We start from the raw sequence: 25007 nt of genomic DNA on the forward strand, positions 1-25007 counted from the left end.
GTTCCAGTCGGTCCCGCCGACCAGGACGGCGCCCCAGCCGGCCGCGCCGGTCGATCCGAACGCCGTGGTCGCCACGATCAACGGCCAGTCGCTGACCGAGGCAGATCTTGCGCTTGCCGAAGGCGAGTTGTCGCAGCAGTTCGCGCAGATGCCGCCCGAACAGCGCCGCGCCGCAGCCCTTTCGGCAGCGATCGAAATCAAGGTCATGGCCGCCCAGGCGGTCACCACCGGCCTCGACAAGGATCCCGACTTCCAGCGCCGCATGGCGTTCCTGCAGCAGCGCGCCCTGCATGGCGAAATGGTCGAGAAGGATGTCGTCGGCAAGATCACCGATGCCGAGGTTCGCGCCCGCTACGACCAGGAAATCGCCAACACGCCGCCGGCCAACGAGGTCCATGCCCGTCACATCCTCGTGAAGACGAAGGAAGCGGCCGATGCGATCATCAAGCAGCTCGATGGCGGCGCCGATTTCCAGAAACTCGCCAACGAGCACACCAGCGATCCGAGCGGCAAGACCAGCGGCGGCGATCTCGGCTGGTTCGGACCCGGTCAGATGGTGCCGGAATTCGACAAGGCGGTGTTCGCGCTGGCGGTCGGCAAGTACACCGAGCAGCCGGTGCAGTCGCAGTTCGGCTGGCACGTCATTCAGGTCGAGGACAAGCGCGCCAAGCAGCCGCCGGCCTTCGACCAGGTCAAGGATCAGGCCCGTCAGGCAGTCATCCGCGACAAATACATCGCGCTGGTCAAGTCGCTGCGCGCCCAGGCCAAGGTCGAGATCCCGGACGAGAAGCTGAAGAAGACGGTCGACGCGCTGGAAAACACGAAGTAGGCGAGGGCGAGGCTAGGGCAGTCGGTTCTTCCCTTCTCCCACAACAAGGGGAGAAGGGAAGCGCGGCGCCGAGATCGCCCTATCCTACGATGCGTCGACGCCTTGAACGCTGCCGGATCGCCGGCGGCGAGTTCCCCGGTGGAGCTATGCCCTTCAACAGATAGCCAACCGCCTTGCGCAGCGTCGTTTCGTCTTCGTCGAGGCGATTGGTCAAAAGATGCGTCCAGGCAAACGAGGCGACCAGGTCGGCGACGAGCGTGGAATCGACGTCGGCCGCGACTTCGCCTCTTGCCTTGGCGCGTTCGATCATCTGGCCGGAATGGGCATGGCGTCCTTTGGTGTATTCGGCAAGCACGGCGGCCACGGTCGCGTCCGACTGCGCCTCGGCGATCAGCGATCTGAAGATGCTGCCTGACGATGTTTCGCGCCAGTGCGAGAACAGGCTTTTGAGGAAGCCGACGAGATCGTCCTCGAGGTTGCCAGTATCGGGATAGTCGACGCGCTTTAGCCGCTGATAGACGTCGAACAGCAAGGCGGCCTTGCTCGGCCACCAGCGATAGATTGTCGGCTTTCCCGCACGCGCCCGCCGCGCCACCGCTTCGATCGAGAAGCCGGAATAACCGGCCTCGACCAGAACTGCCTCGGCGGCGTCGAGAATGGCGTCGGCGCTGTCGGGGTTGCGCCGCGCGCCGATCGACCTGCGCCCCCGATCCAGCCCCATCCTGTTTTCCTTCGATGCTTTTTCGTCGGCAGATCGTACACGCTCTCTCGACGAAACGAAACGGTCCGTTTCGCGCAACTGAGCGTTTCGTTTCGATGAGAAAGGGCATGTGCCCAACCATCAAACGCCCTTGCGCCGGCGCCCGCTATCGGGCAAACCGGCGTTCCCGTTGCGTTTTTCCCGCCCGAGGTCTTCATGTCAGCCACGATTTCGCCGCTTGCGCCGAAGAAATATCCCAAAATGCCTGACATCGAGGGCGTCCGCATCGCCACAGCCGAGGCCGGGATAAAGTACAAGAACCGCACCGACCTGCTGACCATGGTCTTCGATGCCGGCACCACGGTCGCCGGCGTGTTCACCAAGTCGAAATGCCCGTCGGCGCCGGTCGATTTCTGCCGGCAGAATCTTTGCGCCGGCAAGGCGCGCGTCCTGGTCGTCAATTCCGGCAATGCCAATGCCTTCACCGGCAGTAAGGGCCGAGCCTCCACGGTAATGACCGGCGAAGCTGCGGCCAAGGCTGCGGGCTGCACGCCGGACGAGGTGTTTCTGGCCTCGACCGGCGTCATCGGCGAGCCGCTGGATGCCGGCAAGTTCGGCCATTTGCTCGCCGGACTGGTCAAGGACGGCAGGCCGGACCTGTGGACCGAAGCCGCCAAGGCGATCATGACCACCGACACCTATCCGAAACTGGCGACCGCGACGGTAAAACTCGGCGACGCCGACGTCACCATCAACGGCATTGCCAAGGGCGCCGGCATGATCGCGCCCGACATGGCAACGATGCTCTCCTTCATCGCCACCGACGCGCCGATCGCAGCCCCCGTGCTGCAGGATCTTTTGTCGCGCGGCACCGCCATGACGTTCAATGCGGTCACCGTCGACAGCGACACCTCGACCAGCGACACGCTGCTGATGTTCGCCACCGGCACGGCCGCCCGACGCGGCGCGCCTGATATCACGAATGCCGGCGATGCGCGCCTCGGCGCCTTCCGCCGCGCGCTCGGCAAGGTGCTGAAAGCGCTGGCACTGCAAGTGGTGCGCGACGGCGAGGGCGCGCGAAAACAGGTCGAGGTCACCGTCACCGGCGCGAAATCGGCCCGCTCGGCCAAGCGCATCGCGCTGTCGATCGCCAATTCGCCGCTGGTCAAGACGGCGGTCGCCGGCGAAGACGCCAATTGGGGCCGCGTCGTCATGGCCGTCGGCAAGGCCGGCGAACCGGCCGACCGCGACCTGCTGTCGATCTGGTTCGGCGACATCAGGCTGGCGCATCAGGGCGAGCGCGACGCCGCCTACTCCGAGGAGGCGACGTCGGCCTACATGAAGCGCGACGAGATCCGCATCCGTGCCGATATCGGCATCGGCCGCGGCAAGGCGACGGTGTGGACTTGCGACCTCACCAAGGAGTATGTCGCCATCAACGGCGATTATCGGAGTTGATGGCGTTGGTTTCCAGACATTCGGCAAGCGTGCTTGCCATCGTGCGCCGCTACGAGGCGGCCGGCTTTCGCGCCTGGCCGGCGGCGGCCGTGCATTATGACGGCACCTGGGTGGTGCGGCTGACGGCGGGCCATCCGGCCAAGCGGCTGAATTCCGTCAACCCGCTCGATCCGGGCGACATCCAGCACATTGCCGATCGCATCGGCCGCGCCAGCCGCCGTTTCGACGCCTATGGCCGGCCGCTGACCTTCCGCATATCGCCGCTGTCGGGGCCGATCCTTGCCAAACATCTCGACAGCGAGGGCTGGAGCACATTCGACGAATCGCTGGTGATGCGGCTGCCGCTGGCGGACGCCCAGCTCGATGCCGCCATGGACCAGATCCCGCTGAAGGACATCAGCCGCTTCATCGGCGCGGCGCTCAAGGTAAGCGGCTCGGATGTGTCTCTGCGGCCGGGCCTGTCGGAGATCATCGGCGCCATCCAGCCGGAAGCCGGGCTGTTCGCGCTCGAAGACGGCACCGAGCCGCTGGCGACGCTGATCTGCGTCCATGACGGCGATCTTGCCGGGCTGTTCGAGATCGCCACCGACAAATCGGTGCGCAACCAGGGCCATGGGGGGCACATCATCCTGTCGGCGCTGAAATGGGCACGGCTGCGCGGCGCCGGGGAAGCCTGGCTGCAGGTCGAGGCCGACAACGCGCCGGCGCTGGCGCTTTATCGTTCGCTCGGGTTCGACGAAGTCTATCGTTACCATTATCGCCGGCCGCCCGGCGCATGACCGGCCCGCACCCTGTCGGCAAGCGCCTGCTCCTGGTCGCAGCCTGCGCGCTGGTCGATACCGACGGCCGCGTGCTTCTGGCGCAGCGCCCCGAAGGCAAGCAACTGGCCGGCCTGTGGGAGTTTCCGGGCGGCAAGGTCGAGCCCGGCGAGACGCCGGAAGAATGCCTCATCCGCGAATTGTACGAGGAGATCGGCATCGAAACCGATATTCCCTGCCTGGCGCCGTTCACCTTCGCCAGCCATTCCTACGATGATTTTCACCTGCTGATGCCGCTGTTCGTCTGCCGTCGCTTCCGCGGCATCGCGCAGCCGAAGGAGGGGCAGGTGCTGAAATGGGTGCGGCCGCGCCAGATGCGCGATTTTCCGATGCCGCCGGCCGACGCGCCGCTGATCCAGTTCCTCATCGATCTTCTGTGATTTTGCCCTCCGAGACATAGACAACGTTAATGGAAGATTTATCTGGCCGTGAAAAAATGACGGCAGAAATCGAAGGAAGGTCGTGTCCAGGCCTTCGCCGGAGGGCGGTTGCATGAGCCTCGACAGGGACTGGGATTCGATCCGACCCGACCGCAGCTTTAGGGCTGCCGGCATGGGAATATTGCGGATCACGCTTTTGTTCGGCTCGGCCGCGGTGGCGCTGGCCCTGATCGCCACGCCCTTGCTCGACAACCGGACGCGATCAGCCCGCGACGATTTTGCCGGCGGCCTCGACAGGATGAGCACAGGGTCGGTTGAAAGCACGGGTTCGATTGGAAGCACGGGCTCGACCGGCCGTCGTGATACCTACACGCTGCGCAGGAGCGTGCTGCAGCCGCTGCCCACTTCGATCTGCGTGATACGCGACAATGGCCAGCGCAGCGGCGACTGCTGACACCGGCCAAAGCGGTGCTTTCATCGCCTGTTAAGCCTGTGTCATTAACCTTTCTTAACAGGTCCGCGCTAGGGTTCCGGCAAGCGGGATCGAGGGCCATGAAAACATTGGTGCAACGATTTTGGGAAGACAAGACCGGCGCGACGGCTGTCGAATATGGGCTGATCGTGGCCGTGCTGTCGCTTACCATCGTAGGCGGCGTCGGCAAGGTCGCCGACGCAATCACGTGGCTGTTCAGCGACAATGCCAGCAAGCTTGTGAAGGCTTTCGCGCAGTAACCGACCAGCCGCGTCCATAATAAACCGGTCAGCGCCGGCCGGGATTTTCCAGGATTGTCTTCAGCGACAGTTTTGCCGAGCCCGGCTTCAGCGGTTTTTGCTGCGAGGCGTCGGGCGCCCAGCCTGACATCCAAACGATCGGAAAACTCGCCCTGACGCGGCCATCGGCATCCGAAAATCGTTCGGCATAGATTTCGGCGGCGCGGGCAAACAGCTTTCGTGTGGCCGGTCGCCTGCTGCGGTCGATGAGCGCGCTGGTCTCGCCCATCGCCCGCAGGTCCGCCATCAGGCCGAACAGGGAATCGTAGCGCACCGTCACCGTCTCGACGTCGGCGACGGGCAAGGCCAGACCGGCGCGTTGCAAAAGCGCGCCGGCGTCGCGCACGTCGGTGAACGGGATGACGCGCGGGCTGGCGCCGCCGTAAAACTCGGTCTCGGCGGCGAGCAGGCATTCGCGCAGCTCGGAAAGCGTGCCGGCGCCGGCAAAAGCGCCTAGGAAGAGACCGTCCGGCTTCAGTGCGCGGCGGATCTGCACCAGCATGCCGGGAATGTCGTTCATTGCCTGAAGCGACAAAAGCGACACCGCGAGGTCGAGGCATTCCGGCTCGAATGGCACGGTCTCCAACGGCGCCACCAGTCCTGCGGCATCGCCCCCCGCCCCGTCGCCCAGGAAAGCCGCATCCGCCTCGACGCGCACGATGTCCGCCACCTTGCCGCTTGTCGCGAGCACGTCGACTGCCGCCGGCGTCTGGCAAAACAGGACGGCCGCCCTGTCGAATTTGCGTTCCACTGCGCCCAGCCGGTCGGCGAGTTCCTCGGCCGCCCGCCGCATCAGGAAGTCCGCGCCGGCAGCCGGGCTGGCGAGGGCCCGGCGCTTGTGCGCCAGCCAGAGAGAAGTATCGACTATAGGTTGCAACTGACAGTTCCTGGTTTCCGCACTCTGATATAGGGTGGCGGAGAAAGAACCACGTGGCCGATCCAATGCCGGATATCAAGAGTGTCGCTCGAAAGGCGTTGGACTGGCCGGCGCGCATCCTGTTTCCGCCGGTTTGCGCCGGTTGCCGACGGCATGTCTCGCAGCCCGGCGTGCTGTGCGGCGCCTGCTGGCCGAAACTCAGGCTTCTGGAGCGGCCATGGTGCCCGGTGATGGGCACGCCATTCACCCATCATATGGGCGAGGGGTTCCTGTCGGCCGAGGCGATCGCCGACCCGCCGCCCTTCGAGCGGGCACGGGCCGCGGTCGCTTACTCAGGGGTCGCCCGCCAGATGGTGCAAGGGCTGAAATACCAGGACCGCACCGATCTGGCGCCGTGGATGGCGCGCTGGATGCTGCGCGCCGGTGCCGAACTGATCGCGGAAGCCGATGTGGTCGTGCCGGTGCCGCTGCACTGGCGGCGCTTTTGGCCTTTAAGTGCTTGATTTACATACATCAATGTCATTATTACCATATCGCTAAACATAGCGAGCGTGGTTGACAATATGGACAAACACAAAAAACCCCGCGCAAGGCGGGGCTTTGTCGTTGGCTATGGCCCCGTAGCGGTCAGGCGGCGCAGCCATCGTAAACCGCGAACTTCTCGGACGGACTTTTTACTGACATGCAATCGGCGAACGCATCCGCAGCCCACTGGCTAGGTGCTCGCCACCATTCCACCGGCCGATCCCTCTCATCTAAGCGAGCTACCATCGATCCCAAGTATTTGCCCCGGTTGGCGTTAACTGTCTGCCCGCGCATCTGATTCTCCTCGTTGCGTTATGGCTATCAACCGAATATGTTGATACGCCTGACGCAAACAAGCGTCAACAGAAAATGTTGATACAATGACACCTGCCCAATGCCGTGCCGCACGAGCGCTTCTCGATTGGACGCAGCCGCGACTGGCCGACGCAGCGAAACTAGGCCTGTCGACCGTTGTCGATTTTGAGAAACAGCGGCGGCATACAATTTCAGAGGATGCCAAGACGGCCATCCGTACCGCCATCGAGGCGGCCGGCGTCGAGTTCATCAATCACAGCGGCGTCCGGCTGAAATAAAGGACGCGCCCCTATTACCAAATTCAGGGCGCGCCCTGACGTCGAGCGTCAACGTCGGTTCTCGCTTACCAGCGCATCCGATCCGATGCGCCACCCGCAAGATAGATCGCATTGCCTCTCGCGGCAACTCGACTTCCGCCCCGTCGCGCCCTCCAGACATATTAGCAACAACTTGACTAAAATGCCGCCCGCACCAGACTCAATTCCATGGTGCGGGCAATAGGCATTGGGGACGTGGTTGCAATCACTGCCACAGTCAGGCGGAGGGTCACGGACGACGTCGTAAGCGTCTCTCTCCCAAGCTACAATTTCCCGCATTCAATCCGGGATACATCTAAGGTCAAGCGAGGCCAGCAGATCGAGCTTACCGGCGAAGTCACGCGCATAGACGAGGAGGGCGGCAGGGTGACAATAGCCATGGGACCGCCTGTGACAGTCGACATCGACAAGGTGAAGCTAATCGAGAAGTACAGGCCACCGAAGCGCAAAAAGCCGTTGCGCGATATGGTGGACTAAGCGCCGCCTTTCGGCGCCGATCTGCCTGGCCCTGTTTAGGGAGGAGTCCAATCGGATTGGGATCTGTTTTCGATGCAAATCGAGAAGCCTTCCGGAATGTTGTTTAATTGGCGCCTCTCTTGCGTTGCCTCGTCAAATTCATAGAGAAAGTACTCACAACTCTGGGGATTAGGATTCTTGTCGCCGACCACTATCGTGGCGACGTCCGCAAATTGGTGATCCTTAATAGTGAAGGTGCATTCCCAGTCAATGTTAAGCTCCTTTCCCAGGAGCAGACAGTACTGTCTCAGCGTATCGACAAGATCAAACTCGCCGGATCTCCCGCTTTTGGCCCAAATGGCCGTTCGGAAAAAGCGATACTGCTTCCCTTTGACATCGAATTCGATCGCAGTTTGAAAGGAGGTCTGGCGGGATGGCTCCCTTAGCGTGCCGTGTTTGATCGAGTCGGCTGCGTCTTTCATTATTGTGTGTAAAGCAGCCAATTGCCCGGTTGTGGGTGGAGGATGCCCCGTTGCTTCATGGAAGTGAGCCGCCTGGACCGCCAGGTTAGTTGCCATTGTGAGGACATCACTTGCACCCGGTTCAATGATGATATTCGCAGCTGCCCGGTGAATAAGGTCCACGAGCGGGTCTCCGAGTTGGTGCTTGAACTTCGCCGCCAGCAACGCGTTCGACATGGTTCCCCCCGTAACTCCATAACTTGTAGCGCTAAGCCGCCAAGTCAGCGGCACGCGCCCGCATGTGCATCCTGAGCGCGATAAGATCTGGCGCGGTCGGGATATACGGCAGATGCATGTAGTCGGCCAACTTTCCGTTGAACCAGCTGTCTTCGGTGTTCGTGTAGTACCCGATGCGATAGGCGCTGACGTCGCTTGGCGCGGCTCCGGAAGTTCCCGTTATCGTGTCCGACACCGACTCCGTGCCGAGCAGATCGTGTATCGTCACAAGATCGTTTGTCCAGTCGAAGACGGCAGCCGCGGCACACCATCCGTCTACCCGCACCGGGTCTGGTATGGACACGATGGTTACTGTGCCTGCTGTGGTGCGTAGAGCGCGGGCCTGCAAGGCACCGGAGGCGTCCTCGCGCAGCATGGCGCGGTTGCTAGTGGTGGCGAGGGAAGCCTGCGCGATAATCTCGCGCGGCTTCGCTGGGAGGAAGCCATCCGTCACCTTCCACAGCGCCGCGAAAGTGTACTGGCCGGTGTTCAAGCCACCGAAACCAAAAGTTCCCATGGTGTACCCAGTAGGAGCCACCACAAGCGTTTTATCGAACGTAGCGACATTTACACCGTTCACAGCCTCGACGGCGGCGCAGTTCTGGTTGCTGGTTGCACCATAGAGTTGACCGCCGATCATATTGACGAACTCGTCTATCATGCCACTGGCAATAGTGACGTTGTCGGCGTTGAGCCTAATGCCCCCCGCTGACAGGAACCGGAATTTAGCGCTTGTCGGCAATCCCGCAGGAGCGGCCGCGTCCTTATTCAGGTGCAGAATCCGAGTGGTCATATGAACGTGCTCCTGAAAGCAGACAGATCGATGGTGATCCTGTCGGCGTTGGTGTTGTAGAACATCGCATACCCGCCGCGCGCGCCACTGCCGCGCCAGTAGGATACTCTGGAGGTAAGCTCCTCCTTGACTGCGGAACTCTCCCAATATTGCCTAGCATGACCCTCGGGCCTGGCGATTTTGCCTTCTGCTCTGTCGATCGTGAGTGTGTCCCAATCGTCCACACCCTGCCTTGTGCAGAGCACCAGGTCGCCGTAGGTAAGCCACCAGCGAGCCGCCAAGATCTCTGTCGGGCGATCGGTAAGGCACGCCCCGGCAACATAACTGGACGTTCCCGCTCCAGCCACGTACTCACCATCTAACGAGACCTCCTCCTGTATCTTCCCCCCGCACCCACAGACAGTCTCAATGGTGGTGGCATCGGTGGCCGGGTTGTAAGTGGCTATCTTGTAGTCACCGGTTATGGAGGAGATGCCAACGGTTGGAAAATCGGCGTAGAGAAAGCGCACCAATCCGTCATCGTACTCGCGGGCATCAAACAGCCTAAGTCTGCGATCTCCTGTGGCAGTGGCGATCACGGTCACGTCGGCATCGTCGAGGATGTCGATAGGCGTCACCTCGGCGGTAATGTCTGCTGATATAACCGTACCGTCCCCAGCAACCAGAGACCAATCCCACAGCAGCTTGGCGAGAGTGATCTTTTTAGCCCCAGCCACCGTAGGGTGCCGCACTGAGGCAATCCACCTGCCGGAATTGTCGTCGGTCGGAGATGCAATGAAGTAAGCCCCATCACCACCAATCTTGTTCTTGTAGTGGGTCCACGATGCCATGGTGCCAGCAGGGTCGCACTTGAAGAACGCCCAAACACCCGAGTCGAAGTCGCCAATGCGGTAGCAGCCTCGCAACTCGTTCAGGCTGGCCCCATTCCACCACAACTGACCGTAGCTGTGGTACTCCCCGGCGACCGTTGGTGTCTGGCCAACCAAGGCTAGATCTTCAGGATTTGCCGTTGTTGACCGCCAGAAGCGGGACCATTGGAGGGCGCTGTGGTCACTCTGGAATGCTACCATCCTGATAGGGGCGGCAGGGTTGGGGTGCAACAGGACTGCCGGACGGTTGTGGTCATCTTGCGAGCCTCTCGCCGCGTACAGACCGGAACTTTCCTCGGAGTAGCCGATGAGAACCTTCTTGGCGCTCGCTGCGTACCGCTCTCGGTAGCCAATCCACAAAGGCCCTGGCCGCCCGACAAGGCCAGATCCGCTATCCACGAGCGGTCCCTCCTGCTTGCCCAGTGATCCCCACAACTGTGTTCCATAATCGTCCTCGATGGTGCGCGGCCACACCCATTGCGACCACATCTCATTAGGACTGACGAGATACTTTGTGCTGTCGGCGTAAGCAGTGTCAGATCCGGACGATGCGCCTGGCATGTCGTCCTCGTGCAGAGGCGTCATAAAGCGAAATTGGCCATCCAGCGTCACCGCCGCAACTACCGAACCGCCGACCTCTATGACGGCCGATACGCCTGCATTGTCGCCGCCACTCACCGTTTCGGCGATAGCCTCAACTTCTGTCTCCAGATCGGCCACCACTCCGGAGAGAGCGCTGGCCGACGTCGTTCTAACGATCACAAGCGCCGTCGTGCCCACCGTGATTGGTGCAAGCGTCTGCACCGCCCACGTTTCGCCGGCATGCGTTCCGGCATCGACATCAAAGCGTGCGCCGACTATTTCGTCTGCGGTGTCCATGTCCGTTGAGCGGGCAGCCGCGCCGGATGCCTGGACCACCCATACGCCGTTCTCAGCGGGCGCAGTCTGCCCCGTAAGAGCGACGCGATCGCCAGTCACCAGTGTCAGCGCATCAAGCGTGTCGCCATTCTCGAGCGCTGTCGCAATGACGACGTTGGTAGTCATCAGAATGCGCACGGACTGTTTTGCTGGCTTTACTCCGCTAAGCGCCAGCGCCTCGACGTCTTCAACGCGTTCGGTCAGCGCGTCGGTGATGACTTCGACGGCTGCCAAAGTATCGGCATCGCCATCTATTATCTGGTCAGCCAGCAGTTCAAGCTGAGCATCAACAATAGGTCCAATGCCGCGGATCTGTGATTTGAGCGGCTTGTTGGCGCCGCTAGACGGAACGCCGTCTGTGACATAGTCGCGGTACGCAGCGTCAAAGGCCGCTGCTACTTCGTTCGCCATAATTCTAGTGTCCAAAATGAAAAGACCCGCCGAAGCGAGCCTTTTGAGTGATCCGACCAGGGCCGGCAGTGCTGTTCTATTCAGTCGAATCCGGAGCCATCATCGAATGTGCTGCCATCATCAAATGGTGTGCCGGCGTCGTCGGTTTCGTCTTCTGGTTCTGGGTCTGGGTCGTGCATTGGGTTCCTTTTACATCTGCCGCGATTGTGCCGATGCGATATAGCCCGACATGTTCTTCTTGGTTTCCTTCTGCCCTCGTGTGACAGAAGCCTGCACAATGCCTGGAGACGCCTTCCGGACGGTGTCCTGCGAAACCGACTCAACAAACGGCGTCAGATTGCCAACACTGTCAGCCGAAACGCCGACGGTGATGTGCATGTTGCCGGCGCCACCGCTGTTGCCCCCAACGGTCGGCCCACGAAGGTCGACGGGGATCCTGCGCCCGTCCGGAAGCGGAACCGCGGCCTCTGGCCCGGCCTCGCCGAAGATGGCTGCCGATTTAGACACGCCGCCTCGAGCAAACGTCTTCAGTGGCTGCTTTTTGCCGCCAGCGTAGACGCCACCGTCCTTTGCAAACAGGAAGCTAAACAGACCACCTAAAAGACCTCCGCCGCCGCCTGGCGTACCCATGCCATCGAACAGCGCATTTAGACCTATCTCTAGTAGCTTATCTGCAACCTTGTTTAGCGCATTAGACAGCGCCTCAGTGGCGCTCTTGCCGTCCTTCATATCGGATATAAAGCCGCCAATAACGTCCTTGCCGAAGGCCGAAGACTCCTGAAGCGTTGTGGACAGTTGCTCCTGGCTTGCTTTTAGTTGGTCGCCGGCCGTAGCCGCCTTCGCATAGTTCTCTGCGAGCGCGTCGATCTTGGCGGCCAACTCAGGCGTGACGACTACGCCGGCCTTTTTGGCTTCATTCAGCAACTTCTGCTTTATCGCCGCTTTTTCGACGGCGAAGCCGTAGTCATTAACTGCGGGATTCAGCTTTGACTGAGCTTCAAACTCCGCATTTAGCAGGTCGATACGCGCCTGGATGTCGTTGATGTCGCCAGCAAAGACGCCTTCTGGCGTCATCTTTGGCTTGCCACGGCCTCCGGATGTCGGTGCGTTCGCGCGATTCTGCGCATACGAAATGGCGTCATTGACCGTGGCACCGCCGCCCAAGATGGTCGGGTTGGCCTTGATCGACGCAGCCGAGATCAGACCGGCAAGCGGAGTGCCGCTAGCAGCCGAAAGCACCTTCGCAGCGTCGCCCGCACCAAGGAAGTGCGCCAACTGCAGCGCGGCTTCATCAACGTGTACGCCGGCCGCCTGCAACACCGCGGCATTCTCGCGCGCGTAAGCCTCAATCAGTGAGCGGCTGACGTTGCCGTCCTTGCGGAGTGCCAAGATAGCGCCACGAGTCATGCCCTCGGCGCGATCAGGGAAGTATCGCTTGAACAGATCCAGCCAGGTAGACTCGATGAACTGTCCGGCGCCAGTTGCGGAAGAATTTGGATTCTTGGCGCTGTTGTTTCCGCCGCTCTCGGCGCTGACTACTCGATCAACAAAACTCTCAATCGCGCCGCCAGCCTTGTCCAACTGAATTTCGAACTGCGACTTGGTTTGGCTCGCATCGAAGTCTAGTTGCTGCTGCGGATTTAGGAAGTTTCCGCCACCGCTGGTTAGCGGCGACAGCGTGCCGAGTGGCGATTGCTTGTAAAACTCACGAAGTGCGTCGTCAGCCCGAAGCTGTTGACCGGCCTTCGCGGCCCGCTCGAATTCATCGGCCATGTGGCCGATCGCGTCCGCCATATCTTTGGCGGTCTGGATATGCGTCGTCTTGTAAAGCTGCGTTAGCGCCGATTGCACATCTTTCATGTGTTCGACGGCTGAAACGCCCTTATCGACGTCTGCCGACATCCCAGCAAACGCGGTCTGCAGTTTCAGGACGTTCCCGTCTAACTGGCCGCTTGCCTGTAGCTTAGCCAGCAGATCGACCAACTCGACGTTGATGTCTTTTATTTTTGCTCGCAGTGGCTCGTACTCGCCAGCCACAGCGGCGTCGATCGCGCCCTTGATGTCCTGCTCGTCTGCGAGCTTCTTGCGCTCATCGTTATAAGCTTTCAGCGCGGGGAGTGCGTCGCCCCATTTATCAGCAACCTTGCCGATAAGTTCCGCCTGCTCCTTAAGCGTCTTCTCAGAAGCCTCGCTATCGGACAGCATCTGCACGAAATACTGAACGGCTGCGCCGCCCAATCCGATGATAGCAAAGGTCGCCAGCGATACAGGATTGACCATGGACGCAAAGGCGCCACCAAGCGCCCTAACCGCGCCCCCAGCGCCGCCCCCAGCCATGCCAAGGGCCTGCGTAACTTGGCTGCCCTGCTGCACCATAATAGTGAACGGAGACGTGCCGCTAGCCAGGCCCATGGCAATGTCATTAAGCTGGAATGACAACTGCGAAACGGCTGCGCCTGTGCGCCTAGTCGTGTCTACTGCGGCCTTGCCGCCCCGTTGAAAGCTCTTCGCAACGTTGTCATTAGCGCGCGCAAAGTCGCCGTCAATCTTGCTGGCTGCGCGCTCTGCGCTCTTGGCAATAGCCGCTGCCTGCTTCTCGACCTTTGCCTGCGACAATTCAATCTGAACTACAAGCCGCGCGAGGTCTTCAGTGGTCGCGGCCATCAGCGCCACCTTGCTCGATGCTGACTGTCCCGCCGCTGAAAACCACTGCGGCTACGGCAAGCGCCGCGGCGATATCGGGTGCAGATACCTCATCGAGGAGTCCGCGGGCCAAGGCGTTTATCGCGAGAGAGGCCTGGATAGAGCCAGCGGTCGGCTTGGCCTGCTTGCGAGCACGGCTGTTCGGTCGCGCCGAGGCGCGTTGGGTAGGCTTGGTCATTTGGGATCCTGTGAAAAGCGTGCATAGCCGCGCGATTTGCGCACCCGGCACAGATGAATCAGCTAGTTCTAAGGGTGATTGCCGACGGCGACCTGCTTTCGGAATAGTTTTGAGGGGCGGGCCAGGTGTTAAACAAAATTTCGAGGGCGGTTATTTTAACTGCCGCTCTTTTCGTGGTGATTAGTGCAGTTTGGCAAGCGTTCCGCAATGCGTGCGCGCCTGTCGCGCAGTACGGTGCCTGCACGGCCTCGTCCTATTTCTATTGGAGTTGGTTCTACGATTATCAAACCCTGATTACGGGCTTACTGGCACTCGCCGGCGCTTGGTGGGGTGTGCGCGCCATCAACATGCAAATGACGCAAGAGGCCCGCGCTGAGGCGGAAAGATTGGCAAGCCGCCGAGCGGCAGCGCGCGCGACTTTGCCTATGTCGTTAAGCCTCCTGTCCGAATACGCCGAAGAGTGCGCCACCATGCTAAGAGGGCTGTTAGACAAGTGTGTCGACGGGGCGCTCCCACGATCAGTCAAAATTGAAGAATTCCCTACTCTCCCCGCCGAAGCAATTCAGGCATTCAAGGAAATGACCGAGGTGTCACCTCCAGCCGACAGAGAAACGTTGGCAGCAATCTTGACCAAAATACAGATTCAGAGATCAAGGATAAGCTCGATTGCCCCCGAAAGGCGCCCAAGGGAAATGATCGTAGCGTCAGCAAATTTGGAAGAATACATCCTAGATGCTGCCGAAATCTACGCTCGGTCTGCATCTCTGTATGAATACGCGAGGCGCAAATCCGAAACGATTCCGAGTCCGGTTATTCGCACCGAGGAGCAAATCAGCGCGCTAGGCAACCTGGGAATATTTGACGAGTTGCGCGACAGATTAGTGACCACACTGAGAAGGCGCGCAGGGTAGTAACCGCTCACCCTTCAGCAGCAACCCATGCCGCTGTAGGTATTCCGCCTCGGTCTCGTCTTCAAAGAATGGTGACGCTAGCTGCGCGCCATGCCGTCGCTCCCCCGCATAGGGCAGTGCATAGGTCCAAAAGTTGGCGGGCCGCGTGCCCGCTGGGTTAGTCTTCAACCATTCTCGGATTGCGCGCTCGCCATCTTGACGCCAACACTCGCGTAACTCCTCGTCGCTTGAGAAGTATTTGAACCCAAGAAAGTCGTCGTGGCGAGGATCCGGCTCGGGAGGGAGCGCGCCGCCGCAGGCCCAGGTAATCCAAGCATCCGAAACGGTCTGCTTTCGCTTCGATTTTCGCAATTTTCTTGGCATTAATAGCCCCGATTATCGGCTAGAGCAGGTGGTCTGGGGGCTTCGTTGCCGCCGTCGTCGTTAAGGCAAAGCTCTCGCAACAGACGCGCATAGGCGAGGCGCGAATCCCTTTCGATCGCAACGCATGGGTGAGCACGCGGACAGCCGAAGCGGTCGGTAAAAACGACGCCCTCAACGGCAAGCCGTTGCCGCGCTTGCTCTCCACGGTCCAGCGCCTCGCAGGCTAAGACCAGAAGATTCATGTCGTGATCTTCTAAATCGAAATTCTGGATGACAGATCGAAACCATTTCTTCGCCGCTAGCGACAAGTGCGCAGGCGGCTTTTGAGCCTTTTCGGCCATGTTTCACCTATTCAGATTCTTGATTCAACCGGGGAGTCGGCAGCGCGTAAACTGGTTGCCGCGCGGTCAGCGGGATGGGCCGCGGCAAGCCCATCATGACCCCCTTGGGGTGGCCTATCTGATGCCTCGCAGTCGGTGTGCCGCTTCCCTGCGCCTGATACGTTCCGCGGCCGCTGTGGCATTGGTGGATGCGCGGGATAGCGAAGCAGATGTCTCGGGGTAGGCTGGCATGGGTGTCAACGTGACCTCCCAGAGTGTGGCCTCCTCAACGATACGCAATGGCAACTGCTCATAGTCGCCTTCGTCCCACGTCTCTCGAGTCACGGTGAAGCCGAAGCTGCAGCCTTTAACGTCTTGACGGCCCACTGTTCCGATCGCCGTGATACCATCAGGGGTCGTCTCGTCAGGGTTAAGCCCGAACCATAAACCAATGCGATCAGAACGCAGATCCAGCGTGCCGGCCGCTGTTCGGCCAAGCGGCCGATCATAATTATGATTCCACAGCGCCAGGATGTCTGGTCTGCTTTGGAGGCTCTTGTCGAAAGCTCCGGGAGCGATCTTCTCGCGGAACAAATTGCCGATGGTGGTTTCGCTGTTGAAGACGACCGCGTATCCAGAAATAAGCTCAGCCATCCCGCCTTACTCGCCGCTCCATTTTGGCCAACTGGATTCGCTTCGAGATCAGCGCTGCGCTCTCGTCGCTACCGGCATGCTGCTTGGCACCCGGCAGGCGAACCATGCGGCGGATTGGACGTCGCTTGCCGCCTTCGGTCGCATGCTCAACTCGGGTTTCAGTCAAGCTCTCACTGTGCATAGCCAGCATCCCTTACGTCCTTTAGGTACGTTGCGACCTTCCGTTGCGCGTCGCGATGGTCCCCCATGAAGAACGGGCGGATTGGCCCGAGCGACGCCCAAGAAACACCTTCTGCCTCGATGGCAAGGATCAGTTCATTGAGTTCGCCGTGTGCCACGTCAGCCGCCTTCAGGGCGGTCACGACGGCTGCAACGCGCTTGGCAACTTCCGGTCTTACGGCGTCGCATACCGCCTTGTTGGCTTTGGTTCCCAGCGCCATGCGGCGTTTCTGGATCTCTGCGAGTGCGGTCTCGCCAACGGCAAGACGATGGCGCGTCTCGGCGATAGCCTTGCGCTTCATTGCCTTGGTGGAGGGGGCGTCGCCGAGCAAAGCTGCCACGTCAGGATGCACCTCTGGCGTGTCATCGACAGCCAACTCCCGTTCGAGGAGCTTGAGCTCGGCGCGATCTCCACGGACGGCATCGCTGATGCCGGTTTCTTTTTCTACTATAATACCTAGTTCGGGCAGCGATTCCGCCTGTGAAGGCACCCGGTAGCCGTCAGCTTTGGGCGCGATGCGAGGCGGACGCGGGTCTGTGGCGGGCCGTGGCTTAATTTTGTTGAAGATGGGCAATGGTCATTCCTCCCCGAAAAGATCGTTGATTGCGCCCGCGAAAGCGGCGCCATTGATTACAGTCGATCGGCGATGGCCGTTGGATTGCCAGCGTGACGCGTCAGCGCCAGGCTCTACGAAGCGGCGGGTGGAACCGTCGGCGTAGTGGATGGCAATCTCGCGCCACGTGGACACGACTTCGATGCGCAGATGGCGCGCGTTCTCGGGATAGTCCGCCAGGCCGTCCAAGAAGTTCCCGGCCGCATACTGTAGGCTGGCCGGCAGTACATCGACTGGCGTGCCTGCCGGCGTTAGTTCGCGGTAAGTTGCTACGGCTTCGGCAACCCGCGAAAGAGGCGCGTCAGACGCGAGTCCGATCAGGAGCGTGACGAAGTCAGCACGATCGAGTTCAGGCGCCTTGCCTGGTGCGCCGGCAGGCAGCAGGCCATGTTCGGTCAGGCGGCGAGCAACGGTCACACCGCGCGTCTTTGGAATGCCAATTCGCCGATCAATATCGGCGATGGCGTCATTGGTTCTGGTCACGATTGTTCCCTTTGGAATTTTGCACAAAATTCAATTTGGAGGTTAAAAAAGAGAGCCGCACGCCCGAAGGCGGCGGCGGTATTGCCGGTTAGGCGGCAAATTGGTCCCGTCTGTGGTACTTCCACAATGACGGGTTGCGCATGACGGTGACGAGGCGTCGAGCGCAAACTAATGTCTTCAATATATACGCGCCCACGCGGCCCGATTTGGACTCACGCCGCGAGTTTTGTTTTTGCGTTGTCGTTTACCGGGACAAGAGCTTGCGCCTCGGCGAGCAATGCGCGTTTTCCTAGCCTGTCGAGCCGTGTGGGAACAGGCTTTGACTTATCGCGCACCGCCTCGCCAATGTCGGTCAGTGTGCCGCGGCTGGCGACTTCCTCGAGAATGGGCGAGAGCGGCTTGCCATCAGGGATTTGCCAGTTAGGCGCCGGCACGCCCGCCGTCTGCTTAGCACCGGTTATGCCAGCTATGAATCGAGCACCGTTCGCCGTAACAGTCTCAGGGTGGCGCATTGCCGGCCAGGGCAGGAAGTCAAAGGCCACACTGCCGTCGACACCCAAAGCAGCGAGTTCGGCCCTGGCCTCCGCCACGCCATAGCGGCCATGCTTATCCCACGCGTCGGGCGCCTTCCGCAGTTGCGGAGTCAACATCGGCATCAACGCTGGCGCTGCGGACATAGGGCGCTGATAGCCTTCCGCACGCAGTGGCGAGGCAGAGGCCGCGGGAAGGGCCAAGTAGGCGGCAATCGCTGCTTTCGTCCTGTGTGGCCGCTTGCCTCCGCGGGGCTTGCTGGCGATATAGGTAGGCCGCTGCTCCTCTCCGTTTGCATCGTAGTAACTTACCAGCAGTCCGTCGCGCTGCTTGCTGGCTCCTTTGCCCGTTGCGAACACCATGCCCGCTAGATGCGCCCGCGTCGTGCCGTAGGTGGGGCGAAGGTGGCGTCCGTCCGTATCTACTAGCATTCCGCAATGGCAGCGCATTGACCAGCCTAGCGGCCCGCTGCGCCCGGTATAGGGCCATTCAATCCAGCCGAGCGACCTGCAGATATCGCGTTCGCTTGGCCGCATCTCGTGGAGCACTTCCTGCCAGATTTCATCCGGGCCGTCCTGCACCGTCTCTGCCATGGTTTCGGACGTCACTGCCTCATCCGGCACGGCATGCACCTCGACGTCGTCCGGCGTCGCGCTGATGGGGTTAAGGAAGCTTGGCACGGCATCCGTGTGCATCTGACGTCGCGCATTGCGTATCTCGGCTGCAACGGCCTTGGCCGCCTCTGGGGCTTTCCCGTGCAGCCATTTCAGAGACGGCAGGCCGCCGCGGAATCTTGCGTTGTCATTATCTGGAGTGGTCATTGTGGGTGGTCATCCCATCTTGAGAAACCGGCTAGGCCGGGCAAAAAAAATCAAACACAATCAAAAAAATGCGAATGAGGCGGGTGCGGTGAAACTCGATTCCGTTTAAGAATCGAGTGCCCCCTATGCAGCCTTGTCCTTCCGCTCATTGTCATTCGCCGGCTTCAGGTCTGGCCGCAGGCGATAAAACTCGGCCCAACTGATGCGGCGTACCTGTACCGTTTCGGCGCCAATGGTGACGGTGCGGGCTGTGTTCATGCTGCTTCCTTATGCTGACCGCCTCCGCGGAAAGTACGGCTCTGGCTTGCGGACGTAATCGACAACGAGAAGACACTGCAGGCCACCGGTCGTCTCAATCACATAGGCCGGCTCGCCGTCCGCCTTGATCGTTGCTCCAACTACCTGGCACGGCTTCCATGTCGACGTGCCGTCAGTCTTGAAGGCCTCGAATTCGGCATCGTATGAATCGATAGCAAATGCGGTCATTGGGAATTGCTTTCATGTTCTCTCCTCGTTTCTTATTCAGGTGTGTCGAAGTGCCCGCCGGTTTCCACCGGCGGTAGGTGCTTCCACCGCCAGCGGGGTATAAGGGGTGGTGGTGGCTAGGCTGGTGGAAGGCGGTGGTAGGGCGGTGGAAGCCCGGTGGAAGGCTGCGGTGGTATCATGCCGCTCCGTAATCTTCAGAAGCCAAGATGAGGCGCTTTCTCTGTCGCGAAGCCGGACCCTCGATAACGATTTTGACTTCTCCCGACTCCAAAAGCCGCTGCATCGCGTCCGCGAACTGCCGCTTTGAAACGCCGTTGGCGTCCGTGTGTTTCGCCATCTTGGCGGGCGCATAGTTCGTGCCGGTTACGTCAGAAACCGTCTGGCCAGTCCGATTGAAGGTCGAGAGTAACTTCTTGAAAGCGTCGTCGGCCCGACCATTCATCAACCAGGCGACAGGAGACGGTTTGCCGTCATCCAACACGAACACGCCTTCCTGCCAGCGCATTCGTATCTCTCCACCCTTCTTGCCGTAGTTGGCCTTCATTGTGGTGAGGATACGAACATCGGGGTCTGCACCGTCTCCGCTTGGGGTAGTTAGATACAGCCTCGATCGAGCGCTGTTGTTCCATGCCGTGCTGCCCGAGGATCCAGTGCCGGTCTGCATGCCCGCCACCGAAGGGTGTGAGAGCAACAGCACCGCCATATCCAATTCGATCGCCTGCTTGCGAAGCAGGCCGATGAATTGGCGGACATGGTTGCGCTTGATCTCGTCGCCTCCGAACAGGTCTGCAGACGTATCCAGCACCAGGAAGCCGGGGCGGAATTCGATAAGTCGCTCAACCAGCTTGACCATATTTTCGGTCGGCTGCATCACTCCCGCCTTATCAGGAACGGCGAGCAAGGCGTCGCGGCCAGCCATGGGGAGAAGCCGAAAGTCTGCCAGATCGGACAGGTGGCGATGATGCTCGTAGGTGATGGCGGCCAGCCGCCGGTGGAACTCGTCAGCCTCATCCTCGGCGCCCAAATACATGACGCGTCCGGCCATCGGGCGAAGTCCAATCGTTTCGCACCCCATGGCACTTGCGGCCGCTATTTGCAGGGCAAGGAGGGATTTGCCCACACCGCCATCGCCGTTAAGGATCGTCACTTGCCGCCGAGGGATCAGGCCATCAAGAAACCATTCGCGGGTTGGTACTGGCTTGTCCTGCCACTGCGCAGGACAAAAGTATGGGAAGTCGTTGTCGTTGTCGGCGACTGGATTGCTCTCGGTCAAAGTATGGCGAATGGCCTGCTGTACCCCGTCCAACCATCTAGTTGAGAATTTCAGGTTGAAGCGCCCGCCACTAGGGTAATTGAAGACGCAAGCAGCGCCGTCCGGGTCAATCGCGAGCCTCCCCCCGTGCTCGGATTGCCATTCCTCGGCCGCCCTGACATCAATCTCTTTAGGCTCAGGCTGCGTTGCGGTCATGCGGCTTTAGCTCCTTGAGCGCAGCCAGAGCAGCGCGGGCGATTTCTTCAACGAGATTTGGCGAGAAGGTTGCGCAGCGGCGTCCCATAGCGTTCGGGGAATACACGGCGTGCCCACCGACTGCGCGTTCGGTGAGGCGCAGGCCGAAGAGGCGCAACTCGTCGGTAAGCGCTATGTCGAAGCGCGCGATGACGTTCCCGCAGCCAGGCGGCTCGGGTTGAATTGATAGAATCTGCAAGTGGGTGGTTCCCGTTTGGAAGGTGGCCGCCGTTGGTTCGGCGGTGGGTTTTTATGCTGGTGGCTAGGCCGCCCTCGCCGCGATCTTCGCTGCTATCCAGTCGGAGACCTCTGAGTGAACAAAGGCCACGCGGCGGTCGCCGAGTGAAACGGCAATCGGAAACCGGCCTTCGGCGCGGTACCTGTTGACCATTGTGCGCGACATAGACGTCATCTTCGCGGCGTCATTCAAGGACACAAGTGTGGGCGAGTTATTGTTGGCGTGATTCATGGTTCCTCCTCGCAGCCCGACAGAATCCGGACGCGGTTCAACTGCAAATTTGAAAGCTGGGAGGTTACGTCACCGTCCACATGGGAGCGGCGGGATGCTGGTCTGGTCATCCTGCAGGCGGACCAAAGGTCTGCGCGTCATTCTACTGCCACCTATATAAGTTTTAGCGGCCAAATCAGCAACTCTGGCATAGCTACTTGGTGCCGCTGGCACAATATGCCGCCCAATCCGCCATCAACTCGCGACGCTTCTCCAGCGCGGATCCGCGCCTGTAGGCGCGTTCTGTGGCGTCGCCCACCTTGTGCGCCAAGGCCATTTCGGCGATTTCCCGCGGGTGGTCGGTCATGTCGCCAGCCCAGTCCCTGAAAGCGGAACGGAGTCCGTGCACGGTAAACCCCGGCCGCTTCTCGGCCATGACTTCGCGCATGCGACTATGACCAATCGGCCGCCGATCCCGCAACCGCTCAGAGGCGAACACATAGCCGCCCTTAGGTTCGCCCAGCACGGCTATCGCGGCGTCCGAAAGCGGCACGACATGCTCTTTACCCATCTTCGTCCGCGCGGCGGGTATGGTCCACAGCTTCTTGTCTAAGTCGATTTCATCCCAGTGCGCTTCGCGCGCCTCGCCTGTTCGCACTGCCGTCAGGACGGTGAACCGCAGGCATCTCTCTTCCGTCCGCTCGCCAAGCTCTTTTAGGAATGCTGGCACGTCCGCGTACCGCATAGCGGCGTGGTTCGCGCCGGTGACCCGGCTAGCTTCGGATAGTACGTGTTCAAGGTGGCCAGTCCAGCGAGCCGGGTTGTCGCCGCTGCGCAACTTCTTTGCTTTGGCGTAGTCAAGTACGTTCTCGATCTTACCGCGTACCCGCTGGCCTGTTGCCGGCCTCGTCGCCCAAAGCGGCTTGAGCACTTCCTCAATGAGATCGGTGTTCACGTTGTCGACCGCCACATTGCGGAGCTTGGCCGCATGCACCAGAAGATGATGGCGCCACTCGGCTTGTGTCTTCGCCGACCAGTCTCCGGCGTCATCGATATAGCGCTCGGCGATTTCACTAAAAGTTGCCCGGCTAGCCTTTCGCGTGGCGCGCTCGGCGTATGGATCGCGATCTTCGGCGAGCATGGTACGGAATTCATCTGCCTTCCGCCTGGCATTTGCGAGGTTGACGGTCACCGGCCCGCCGTAACTGCCAAGTCCCAATTCGCGCCGGACACCGTTGCGGCGGTATATGAAAAACCAGGACTTGCTTCCCGCAGGGTGCACGCGGAGATATAACATTTCCCCATCGCCATAGACGCCCGGTTTGGTGAGTGCCTTGACCTTTGAATCGGTTAGCTTGTGCCGGGCCATACCATACCGCCTAACATAACGAGAGCGGTTGCCACTATGGATAACCATAATAACTATGTCAACGAAAAGGTAAGTGCTAGCAAGGTGTTATGCAGAAAAACCATATAACTTCAATAGCACTCTGGCCGCTGCACTGGCGGCGCTTTTTCAGGCGTCAGTTCAACCAGTCGGCGGAACTGGCAAGGGCGGTATCGCAGCTTGGCGGCCTGCCTTTCGCGCCCTCCGCGGTCAGGCGCGTCAAACTCACCCGCCAGCAGGTCGGGCTGGAGCGACGGGAACGCGAAGAAAATGTGCGTGCCGCCTTCAGAGTGCCGGAGGAGGCCGAGATCGAGATCGCCGGCCGCCGGGTGCTCCTGATCGACGATGTCTGTACCACCGGCGCCACTGTCCGCGCCGTCGCCAAGGCGCTGAAGAAGGGCGGTGCCGGGACCGTCGACGTGCTGACCTTTGCGCGCGTGCTGCCGGGGGACTTTCGGGCCGACGAGTCCGCGACTATATAGATTGGGAAAAGGCAGGATTGCTGACCGATGGTCGACGTGACGATCTATACACGGATGATGTGCGGCTATTGCGTGGCGGCCAAGCGGCTGCTCGAGCGCAAGGGTGTCGCCTACACCGAGCATGACGCCTCCTTCTCGCCGGAACTGCGCCGGGAAATGATTTCCCGCGCGAATGGCCGTTCGACCTTTCCGCAGATATTCATCGGCGACACACATGTCGGCGGCTGTGACGATCTCCATGAACTGGAGGCAGAGGGTCGGCTGGACCGTCTGCTCGCCAATGGCTCGACGAATTGAGGACATGACGATGGGTGCTTTCAAGGCGGCGGCGATCCAGATGCGATCGGGTACCAGCCCCGAGCGCAACGCGGTCGATCTGGAGAGGCTGGTGCGCGAGGCCGCTGGCCAGGGTGCGACCTATATCCAGTCACCGGAAATGACCGGTGCGCTGATCCGCGACAGCCAGGCGCGGGCCGCCGCCTTCACGTCCGAGGACAAGGACATCATCGCTTCGACCGCGCGAAAGCTGGCTAAAGACCTTGGCGTCTTCCTGCATATCGGCTCGACCGCCATCCTGCGCGCTGACGGCAAGCTCGCCAACCGCGCGCTTCTGTTCGGGCCGGATGGCGCCACCATTGCCACCTACGACAAGATCCACATGTTCGACGTCGACCTCGACAATGGCGAAAGCTGGCGCGAATCCGCCGCCTACGAACCAGGCGCCGAGGCCGTCATCACCGAGATCAGCGGCGCTGGGATCGATGGGGCCAAGCTGGGTTTCGCCGTCTGTTACGATTTGCGCTTTCCGCAACTGTTCCGCGCCGAGGCGATGGCCGGCGCCGACCTGCTTTCGGTGCCCGCCGCTTTCACCCGCCAGACCGGCGAGGCGCACTGGCACGTGCTGCTGCGGGCGCGCGCCATCGAGAACGGCGCCTATGTCGTTGCCGCGGCGCAAGGCGGCCTGCACGAGGACGGCCGCGAGACCTATGGCCATTCGCTGATCGTCGATCCTTGGGGCCGTATCGTCGCCGAAGCGTCACATGACGAACCGGCGGTGATCGTCGCCGAGATCGAGCCGGCGCAGTCGGCCGCCGCGCGCAAGAAGATCCCGAATCTGAAAAATTCACGCGACTTCGCCGTGAACGCCACTCCGGTCGAGGCGCAAAGTCTCAGGGGTGCGGCGTCTTGATTCGCTTTTCACTGATCTGTGACCACGAGCATGAATTCGAAGGCTGGTTTCGCAGCAACGACGATTTCGACACCCAGAATAAGCGTGGCTTCGTCGATTGCCCGACCTGCGGCTCGCACAAGGTCGAGAAGGCGTTGATGGCGCCGGCCGTCTCCACCGGGCGCAGCCGAGAAAAGATCGCGCTCGCCATGGGCGAGGCCCAGAAGCAGGCGTTGGCGCAATTGAAGGCGATGGCCGAGAAGGTGCGCGAGAACGCCGACTATGTCGGCGACAAGTTTGCCGAGGAGGCGCGCAAGATCCATTTCGGCGAGAGCGATCCGCGCGGCATCTATGGCGAGGCGACGCTGGAGGAGGCCAAGAGCCTGGCCGAGGACGGCGTCGAATTCATGCCGGTGCCGGCATTCCCGGAGGATCGTAACTGATAGACTGGTGTGACGGTTGGTACCGGGACGGGATTCCGCTTCGACCCGTTGCGGTCCTTGGACCATGTCGCAAACCGGATTATGCGAATCGGGCGCGAAACTGTCGCTTTAATCG

29 protein-coding genes and 2 pseudogenes are annotated in these 25007 nt (G+C 60.8%); 14 read left to right on the plus strand and 17 right to left on the minus strand.

Annotated features, from left to right (window positions below; all coding sequences use genetic code 11):
- Positions 1–829 (plus strand): peptidylprolyl isomerase (locus tag AC0L2Z_RS30400; RefSeq protein ID WP_473630090.1); only part of this gene is annotated, 829 nt, incomplete at its 5' end.
- Between the two features lie 79 nt (positions 830–908).
- Here the strand turns inward: AC0L2Z_RS30400 and AC0L2Z_RS30405 are convergent.
- The gene (locus AC0L2Z_RS30405) at positions 909–1550 is read right to left on the minus strand and encodes a TetR/AcrR family transcriptional regulator (RefSeq protein WP_051505619.1); all 642 of its coding nucleotides are present in this window, start codon (positions 1548–1550) and stop codon (positions 909–911) included.
- A gap of 195 nt (positions 1551–1745) precedes the next feature.
- On the opposite strand from AC0L2Z_RS30405, the gene argJ reads away from it, so the two are divergent.
- The 5 genes from argJ to AC0L2Z_RS30430 all read left to right on the plus strand — a co-directional run bounded on the left by argJ (position 1746) and on the right by AC0L2Z_RS30430 (position 4917).
- Complete coding sequence (gene argJ / locus AC0L2Z_RS30410; protein ID WP_473630091.1) at positions 1746–2987, plus strand: bifunctional glutamate N-acetyltransferase/amino-acid acetyltransferase ArgJ; 1242 nt, start codon at positions 1746–1748, stop codon at positions 2985–2987.
- Entirely contained in the window at positions 2987–3766 is a 780-nt protein-coding gene (locus AC0L2Z_RS30415; protein WP_473630092.1) for a GNAT family N-acetyltransferase, read from the plus strand. The genes argJ and AC0L2Z_RS30415 overlap by 1 nt, the downstream gene beginning before the upstream one ends.
- Positions 3763–4185, plus strand: a complete 423-nt coding sequence (locus AC0L2Z_RS30420; protein ID WP_023797288.1) for a (deoxy)nucleoside triphosphate pyrophosphohydrolase — start codon at positions 3763–3765, stop codon at positions 4183–4185. The genes AC0L2Z_RS30415 and AC0L2Z_RS30420 overlap by 4 nt, the downstream gene beginning before the upstream one ends.
- Before the next feature lie 112 nt (positions 4186–4297).
- The gene (locus AC0L2Z_RS30425) at positions 4298–4639 is read left to right on the plus strand and encodes a hypothetical protein (protein WP_023797289.1); all 342 of its coding nucleotides are present in this window, start codon (positions 4298–4300) and stop codon (positions 4637–4639) included.
- Between the two features lie 98 nt (positions 4640–4737).
- Positions 4738–4917, plus strand: a complete 180-nt coding sequence (locus tag AC0L2Z_RS30430; protein WP_473630093.1) for a Flp family type IVb pilin — start codon at positions 4738–4740, stop codon at positions 4915–4917.
- A 28-nt stretch (positions 4918–4945) separates the two neighbouring features.
- Here the strand turns inward: AC0L2Z_RS30430 and AC0L2Z_RS30435 are convergent, their stop codons facing one another.
- On the minus strand, positions 4946–5833 hold the full coding sequence (locus AC0L2Z_RS30435; RefSeq protein WP_473630094.1) for a methyltransferase domain-containing protein: 888 nt from the start codon (positions 5831–5833) through the stop codon (positions 4946–4948).
- Positions 5834–5886: 53 nt separating this feature from the next.
- Between AC0L2Z_RS30435 and AC0L2Z_RS30440 the strand changes: the two are divergent.
- The 3 genes and pseudogenes from AC0L2Z_RS30440 to AC0L2Z_RS30450 all read left to right on the plus strand — a co-directional run.
- A pseudogene (locus tag AC0L2Z_RS30440) lies at positions 5887–6321 on the plus strand (ComF family protein); the annotation flags it as partial.
- 417 nt (positions 6322–6738) lie between these two features.
- Positions 6739–6951 carry a helix-turn-helix domain-containing protein gene (locus AC0L2Z_RS30445; protein ID WP_473630095.1) on the plus strand — a complete coding sequence of 71 codons (213 nt, stop codon included), beginning with the start codon at positions 6739–6741 and terminating at the stop codon, positions 6949–6951.
- Between the two features lie 207 nt (positions 6952–7158).
- The gene (locus AC0L2Z_RS30450) at positions 7159–7467 is read left to right on the plus strand and encodes a hypothetical protein (RefSeq protein WP_473630096.1); all 309 of its coding nucleotides are present in this window, start codon (positions 7159–7161) and stop codon (positions 7465–7467) included.
- A gap of 35 nt (positions 7468–7502) precedes the next feature.
- Here AC0L2Z_RS30450 and AC0L2Z_RS30455 read toward each other — a convergent pair whose 3' ends face one another.
- The 5 genes from AC0L2Z_RS30455 to AC0L2Z_RS30475 form a co-directional block, all read right to left on the minus strand.
- A complete protein-coding gene (locus AC0L2Z_RS30455; protein WP_473630097.1) occupies positions 7503–8144 on the minus strand; it encodes a hypothetical protein in 642 nt (213 codons plus the stop codon).
- A 31-nt stretch (positions 8145–8175) separates the two neighbouring features.
- Positions 8176–8976 carry a hypothetical protein gene (locus AC0L2Z_RS30460; protein WP_473630098.1) on the minus strand — a complete coding sequence of 267 codons (801 nt, stop codon included), beginning with the start codon at positions 8974–8976 and terminating at the stop codon, positions 8176–8178.
- Positions 8973–11174 carry a hypothetical protein gene (locus AC0L2Z_RS30465; RefSeq protein ID WP_473630099.1) on the minus strand — a complete coding sequence of 734 codons (2202 nt, stop codon included), beginning with the start codon at positions 11172–11174 and terminating at the stop codon, positions 8973–8975. The genes AC0L2Z_RS30460 and AC0L2Z_RS30465 overlap by 4 nt, the downstream gene beginning before the upstream one ends.
- Positions 11175–11363: 189 nt before the next feature.
- The gene (locus AC0L2Z_RS30470) at positions 11364–13838 is read right to left on the minus strand and encodes a phage tail length tape measure family protein (protein ID WP_473630100.1); all 2475 of its coding nucleotides are present in this window, start codon (positions 13836–13838) and stop codon (positions 11364–11366) included.
- Complete coding sequence (locus AC0L2Z_RS30475; RefSeq protein WP_473630101.1) at positions 13822–14055, minus strand: hypothetical protein; 234 nt, start codon at positions 14053–14055, stop codon at positions 13822–13824. Before AC0L2Z_RS30475 ends, AC0L2Z_RS30470 begins: the two co-directional genes overlap by 17 nt.
- A 125-nt stretch (positions 14056–14180) precedes the next feature.
- On the opposite strand from AC0L2Z_RS30475, the gene AC0L2Z_RS30480 reads away from it, so the two are divergent.
- Positions 14181–14966, plus strand: a complete 786-nt coding sequence (locus AC0L2Z_RS30480; protein ID WP_473630102.1) for a hypothetical protein — start codon at positions 14181–14183, stop codon at positions 14964–14966.
- 362 nt (positions 14967–15328) lie between these two features.
- Here AC0L2Z_RS30480 and AC0L2Z_RS30485 read toward each other — a convergent pair whose 3' ends face one another.
- The 10 genes from AC0L2Z_RS30485 to AC0L2Z_RS30530 form a co-directional block, all read right to left on the minus strand.
- On the minus strand, positions 15329–15670 hold the full coding sequence (locus AC0L2Z_RS30485; protein WP_473630103.1) for a P27 family phage terminase small subunit: 342 nt from the start codon (positions 15668–15670) through the stop codon (positions 15329–15331).
- A gap of 114 nt (positions 15671–15784) precedes the next feature.
- On the minus strand, positions 15785–16303 hold the full coding sequence (locus tag AC0L2Z_RS30490; RefSeq protein WP_473630104.1) for an HK97 family phage prohead protease: 519 nt from the start codon (positions 16301–16303) through the stop codon (positions 15785–15787).
- A 170-nt stretch (positions 16304–16473) separates the two neighbouring features.
- Positions 16474–17097, minus strand: a complete 624-nt coding sequence (locus tag AC0L2Z_RS30495) for a hypothetical protein (RefSeq protein WP_473630105.1) — start codon at positions 17095–17097, stop codon at positions 16474–16476.
- Positions 17098–17100: 3 nt separating this feature from the next.
- The gene (locus AC0L2Z_RS30500; protein ID WP_473630106.1) at positions 17101–17619 is read right to left on the minus strand and encodes a hypothetical protein; all 519 of its coding nucleotides are present in this window, start codon (positions 17617–17619) and stop codon (positions 17101–17103) included.
- Positions 17620–17831: 212 nt separating this feature from the next.
- Positions 17832–18971 (minus strand): hypothetical protein, encoded by a 1140-nt coding sequence (locus tag AC0L2Z_RS30505; RefSeq protein WP_473630107.1) that lies wholly within the window; start codon positions 18969–18971, stop codon positions 17832–17834.
- A 123-nt stretch (positions 18972–19094) separates the two neighbouring features.
- On the minus strand, positions 19095–19229 hold the full coding sequence (locus tag AC0L2Z_RS30510; RefSeq protein WP_473630108.1) for a hypothetical protein: 135 nt from the start codon (positions 19227–19229) through the stop codon (positions 19095–19097).
- Between the two features lie 9 nt (positions 19230–19238).
- On the minus strand, positions 19239–19457 hold the full coding sequence (locus AC0L2Z_RS30515; RefSeq protein ID WP_292223656.1) for a hypothetical protein: 219 nt from the start codon (positions 19455–19457) through the stop codon (positions 19239–19241).
- Positions 19458–19632: 175 nt separating this feature from the next.
- Positions 19633–20925 (minus strand): AAA family ATPase, encoded by a 1293-nt coding sequence (locus AC0L2Z_RS30520; RefSeq protein ID WP_473630109.1) that lies wholly within the window; start codon positions 20923–20925, stop codon positions 19633–19635.
- A 301-nt stretch (positions 20926–21226) separates the two neighbouring features.
- Positions 21227–21433 carry a helix-turn-helix transcriptional regulator gene (locus AC0L2Z_RS30525; protein WP_473630110.1) on the minus strand — a complete coding sequence of 69 codons (207 nt, stop codon included), beginning with the start codon at positions 21431–21433 and terminating at the stop codon, positions 21227–21229.
- A gap of 193 nt (positions 21434–21626) precedes the next feature.
- Positions 21627–22781: a tyrosine-type recombinase/integrase gene (locus AC0L2Z_RS30530; RefSeq protein WP_473630111.1), complete on the minus strand. Its 1155-nt coding sequence runs from the start codon at positions 22779–22781 to the stop codon at positions 21627–21629.
- Between the two features lie 125 nt (positions 22782–22906).
- On the opposite strand from AC0L2Z_RS30530, the pseudogene AC0L2Z_RS30535 reads away from it, so the two are divergent.
- The 4 genes and pseudogenes from AC0L2Z_RS30535 to AC0L2Z_RS30550 form a co-directional block, all read left to right on the plus strand.
- Positions 22907–23281: pseudogene (locus AC0L2Z_RS30535) on the plus strand (ComF family protein); the annotation flags it as partial.
- A 27-nt stretch (positions 23282–23308) separates the two neighbouring features.
- Positions 23309–23578, plus strand: coding sequence for a glutaredoxin 3 (gene grxC, locus AC0L2Z_RS30540; RefSeq protein ID WP_027153348.1), 270 nt, complete (start codon positions 23309–23311; stop codon positions 23576–23578).
- 10 nt (positions 23579–23588) lie between these two features.
- Positions 23589–24470 (plus strand): carbon-nitrogen hydrolase family protein, encoded by an 882-nt coding sequence (locus tag AC0L2Z_RS30545; RefSeq protein WP_473630112.1) that lies wholly within the window; start codon positions 23589–23591, stop codon positions 24468–24470.
- Complete coding sequence (locus AC0L2Z_RS30550; protein WP_473630113.1) at positions 24467–24892, plus strand: DUF1178 family protein; 426 nt, start codon at positions 24467–24469, stop codon at positions 24890–24892. Before AC0L2Z_RS30545 ends, AC0L2Z_RS30550 begins: the two co-directional genes overlap by 4 nt.
- Positions 24893–25007 lie beyond the last annotated feature (115 nt).

This window comes from Mesorhizobium sp. WSM4850 (genome assembly GCF_055811735.1).

Coding starts and splice junctions, on each gene's coding strand:
- AC0L2Z_RS30445 (WP_473630095.1), top strand. CDS start 6,739: ATGACACCTGCCCAATGCCGTGCCGCACGAGCGCTTCTCGATTGGACG.
- AC0L2Z_RS30505 (WP_473630107.1), bottom strand. CDS start 18,971: ATGACCACTCCAGATAATGACAACGCAAGATTCCGCGGCGGCCTGCCG.
- argJ (WP_473630091.1), top strand. CDS start 1,746: ATGTCAGCCACGATTTCGCCGCTTGCGCCGAAGAAATATCCCAAAATG.
- AC0L2Z_RS30430 (WP_473630093.1), top strand. CDS start 4,738: ATGAAAACATTGGTGCAACGATTTTGGGAAGACAAGACCGGCGCGACG.
- AC0L2Z_RS30520 (WP_473630109.1), bottom strand. CDS start 20,925: ATGACCGCAACGCAGCCTGAGCCTAAAGAGATTGATGTCAGGGCGGCC.
- AC0L2Z_RS30525 (WP_473630110.1), bottom strand. CDS start 21,433: ATGAATCACGCCAACAATAACTCGCCCACACTTGTGTCCTTGAATGAC.
- AC0L2Z_RS30420 (WP_023797288.1), top strand. CDS start 3,763: ATGACCGGCCCGCACCCTGTCGGCAAGCGCCTGCTCCTGGTCGCAGCC.
- AC0L2Z_RS30455 (WP_473630097.1), bottom strand. CDS start 8,144: ATGTCGAACGCGTTGCTGGCGGCGAAGTTCAAGCACCAACTCGGAGAC.
- AC0L2Z_RS30510 (WP_473630108.1), bottom strand. CDS start 19,229: ATGAACACAGCCCGCACCGTCACCATTGGCGCCGAAACGGTACAGGTA.
- AC0L2Z_RS30490 (WP_473630104.1), bottom strand. CDS start 16,303: ATGGCTGAGCTTATTTCTGGATACGCGGTCGTCTTCAACAGCGAAACC.
- AC0L2Z_RS30415 (WP_473630092.1), top strand. CDS start 2,987: ATGGCGTTGGTTTCCAGACATTCGGCAAGCGTGCTTGCCATCGTGCGC.
- AC0L2Z_RS30470 (WP_473630100.1), bottom strand. CDS start 13,838: ATGGCCGCGACCACTGAAGACCTCGCGCGGCTTGTAGTTCAGATTGAA.
- AC0L2Z_RS30450 (WP_473630096.1), top strand. CDS start 7,159: ATGGTGCGGGCAATAGGCATTGGGGACGTGGTTGCAATCACTGCCACA.
- AC0L2Z_RS30475 (WP_473630101.1), bottom strand. CDS start 14,055: ATGACCAAGCCTACCCAACGCGCCTCGGCGCGACCGAACAGCCGTGCT.
- AC0L2Z_RS30405 (WP_051505619.1), bottom strand. CDS start 1,550: ATGGGGCTGGATCGGGGGCGCAGGTCGATCGGCGCGCGGCGCAACCCC.
- AC0L2Z_RS30515 (WP_292223656.1), bottom strand. CDS start 19,457: ATGACCGCATTTGCTATCGATTCATACGATGCCGAATTCGAGGCCTTC.
- grxC (WP_027153348.1), top strand. CDS start 23,309: ATGGTCGACGTGACGATCTATACACGGATGATGTGCGGCTATTGCGTG.
- AC0L2Z_RS30485 (WP_473630103.1), bottom strand. CDS start 15,670: ATGGCCGAAAAGGCTCAAAAGCCGCCTGCGCACTTGTCGCTAGCGGCG.
- AC0L2Z_RS30530 (WP_473630111.1), bottom strand. CDS start 22,781: ATGGCCCGGCACAAGCTAACCGATTCAAAGGTCAAGGCACTCACCAAA.
- AC0L2Z_RS30545 (WP_473630112.1), top strand. CDS start 23,589: ATGGGTGCTTTCAAGGCGGCGGCGATCCAGATGCGATCGGGTACCAGC.
- AC0L2Z_RS30465 (WP_473630099.1), bottom strand. CDS start 11,174: ATGGCGAACGAAGTAGCAGCGGCCTTTGACGCTGCGTACCGCGACTAT.
- AC0L2Z_RS30460 (WP_473630098.1), bottom strand. CDS start 8,976: ATGACCACTCGGATTCTGCACCTGAATAAGGACGCGGCCGCTCCTGCG.
- AC0L2Z_RS30425 (WP_023797289.1), top strand. CDS start 4,298: ATGAGCCTCGACAGGGACTGGGATTCGATCCGACCCGACCGCAGCTTT.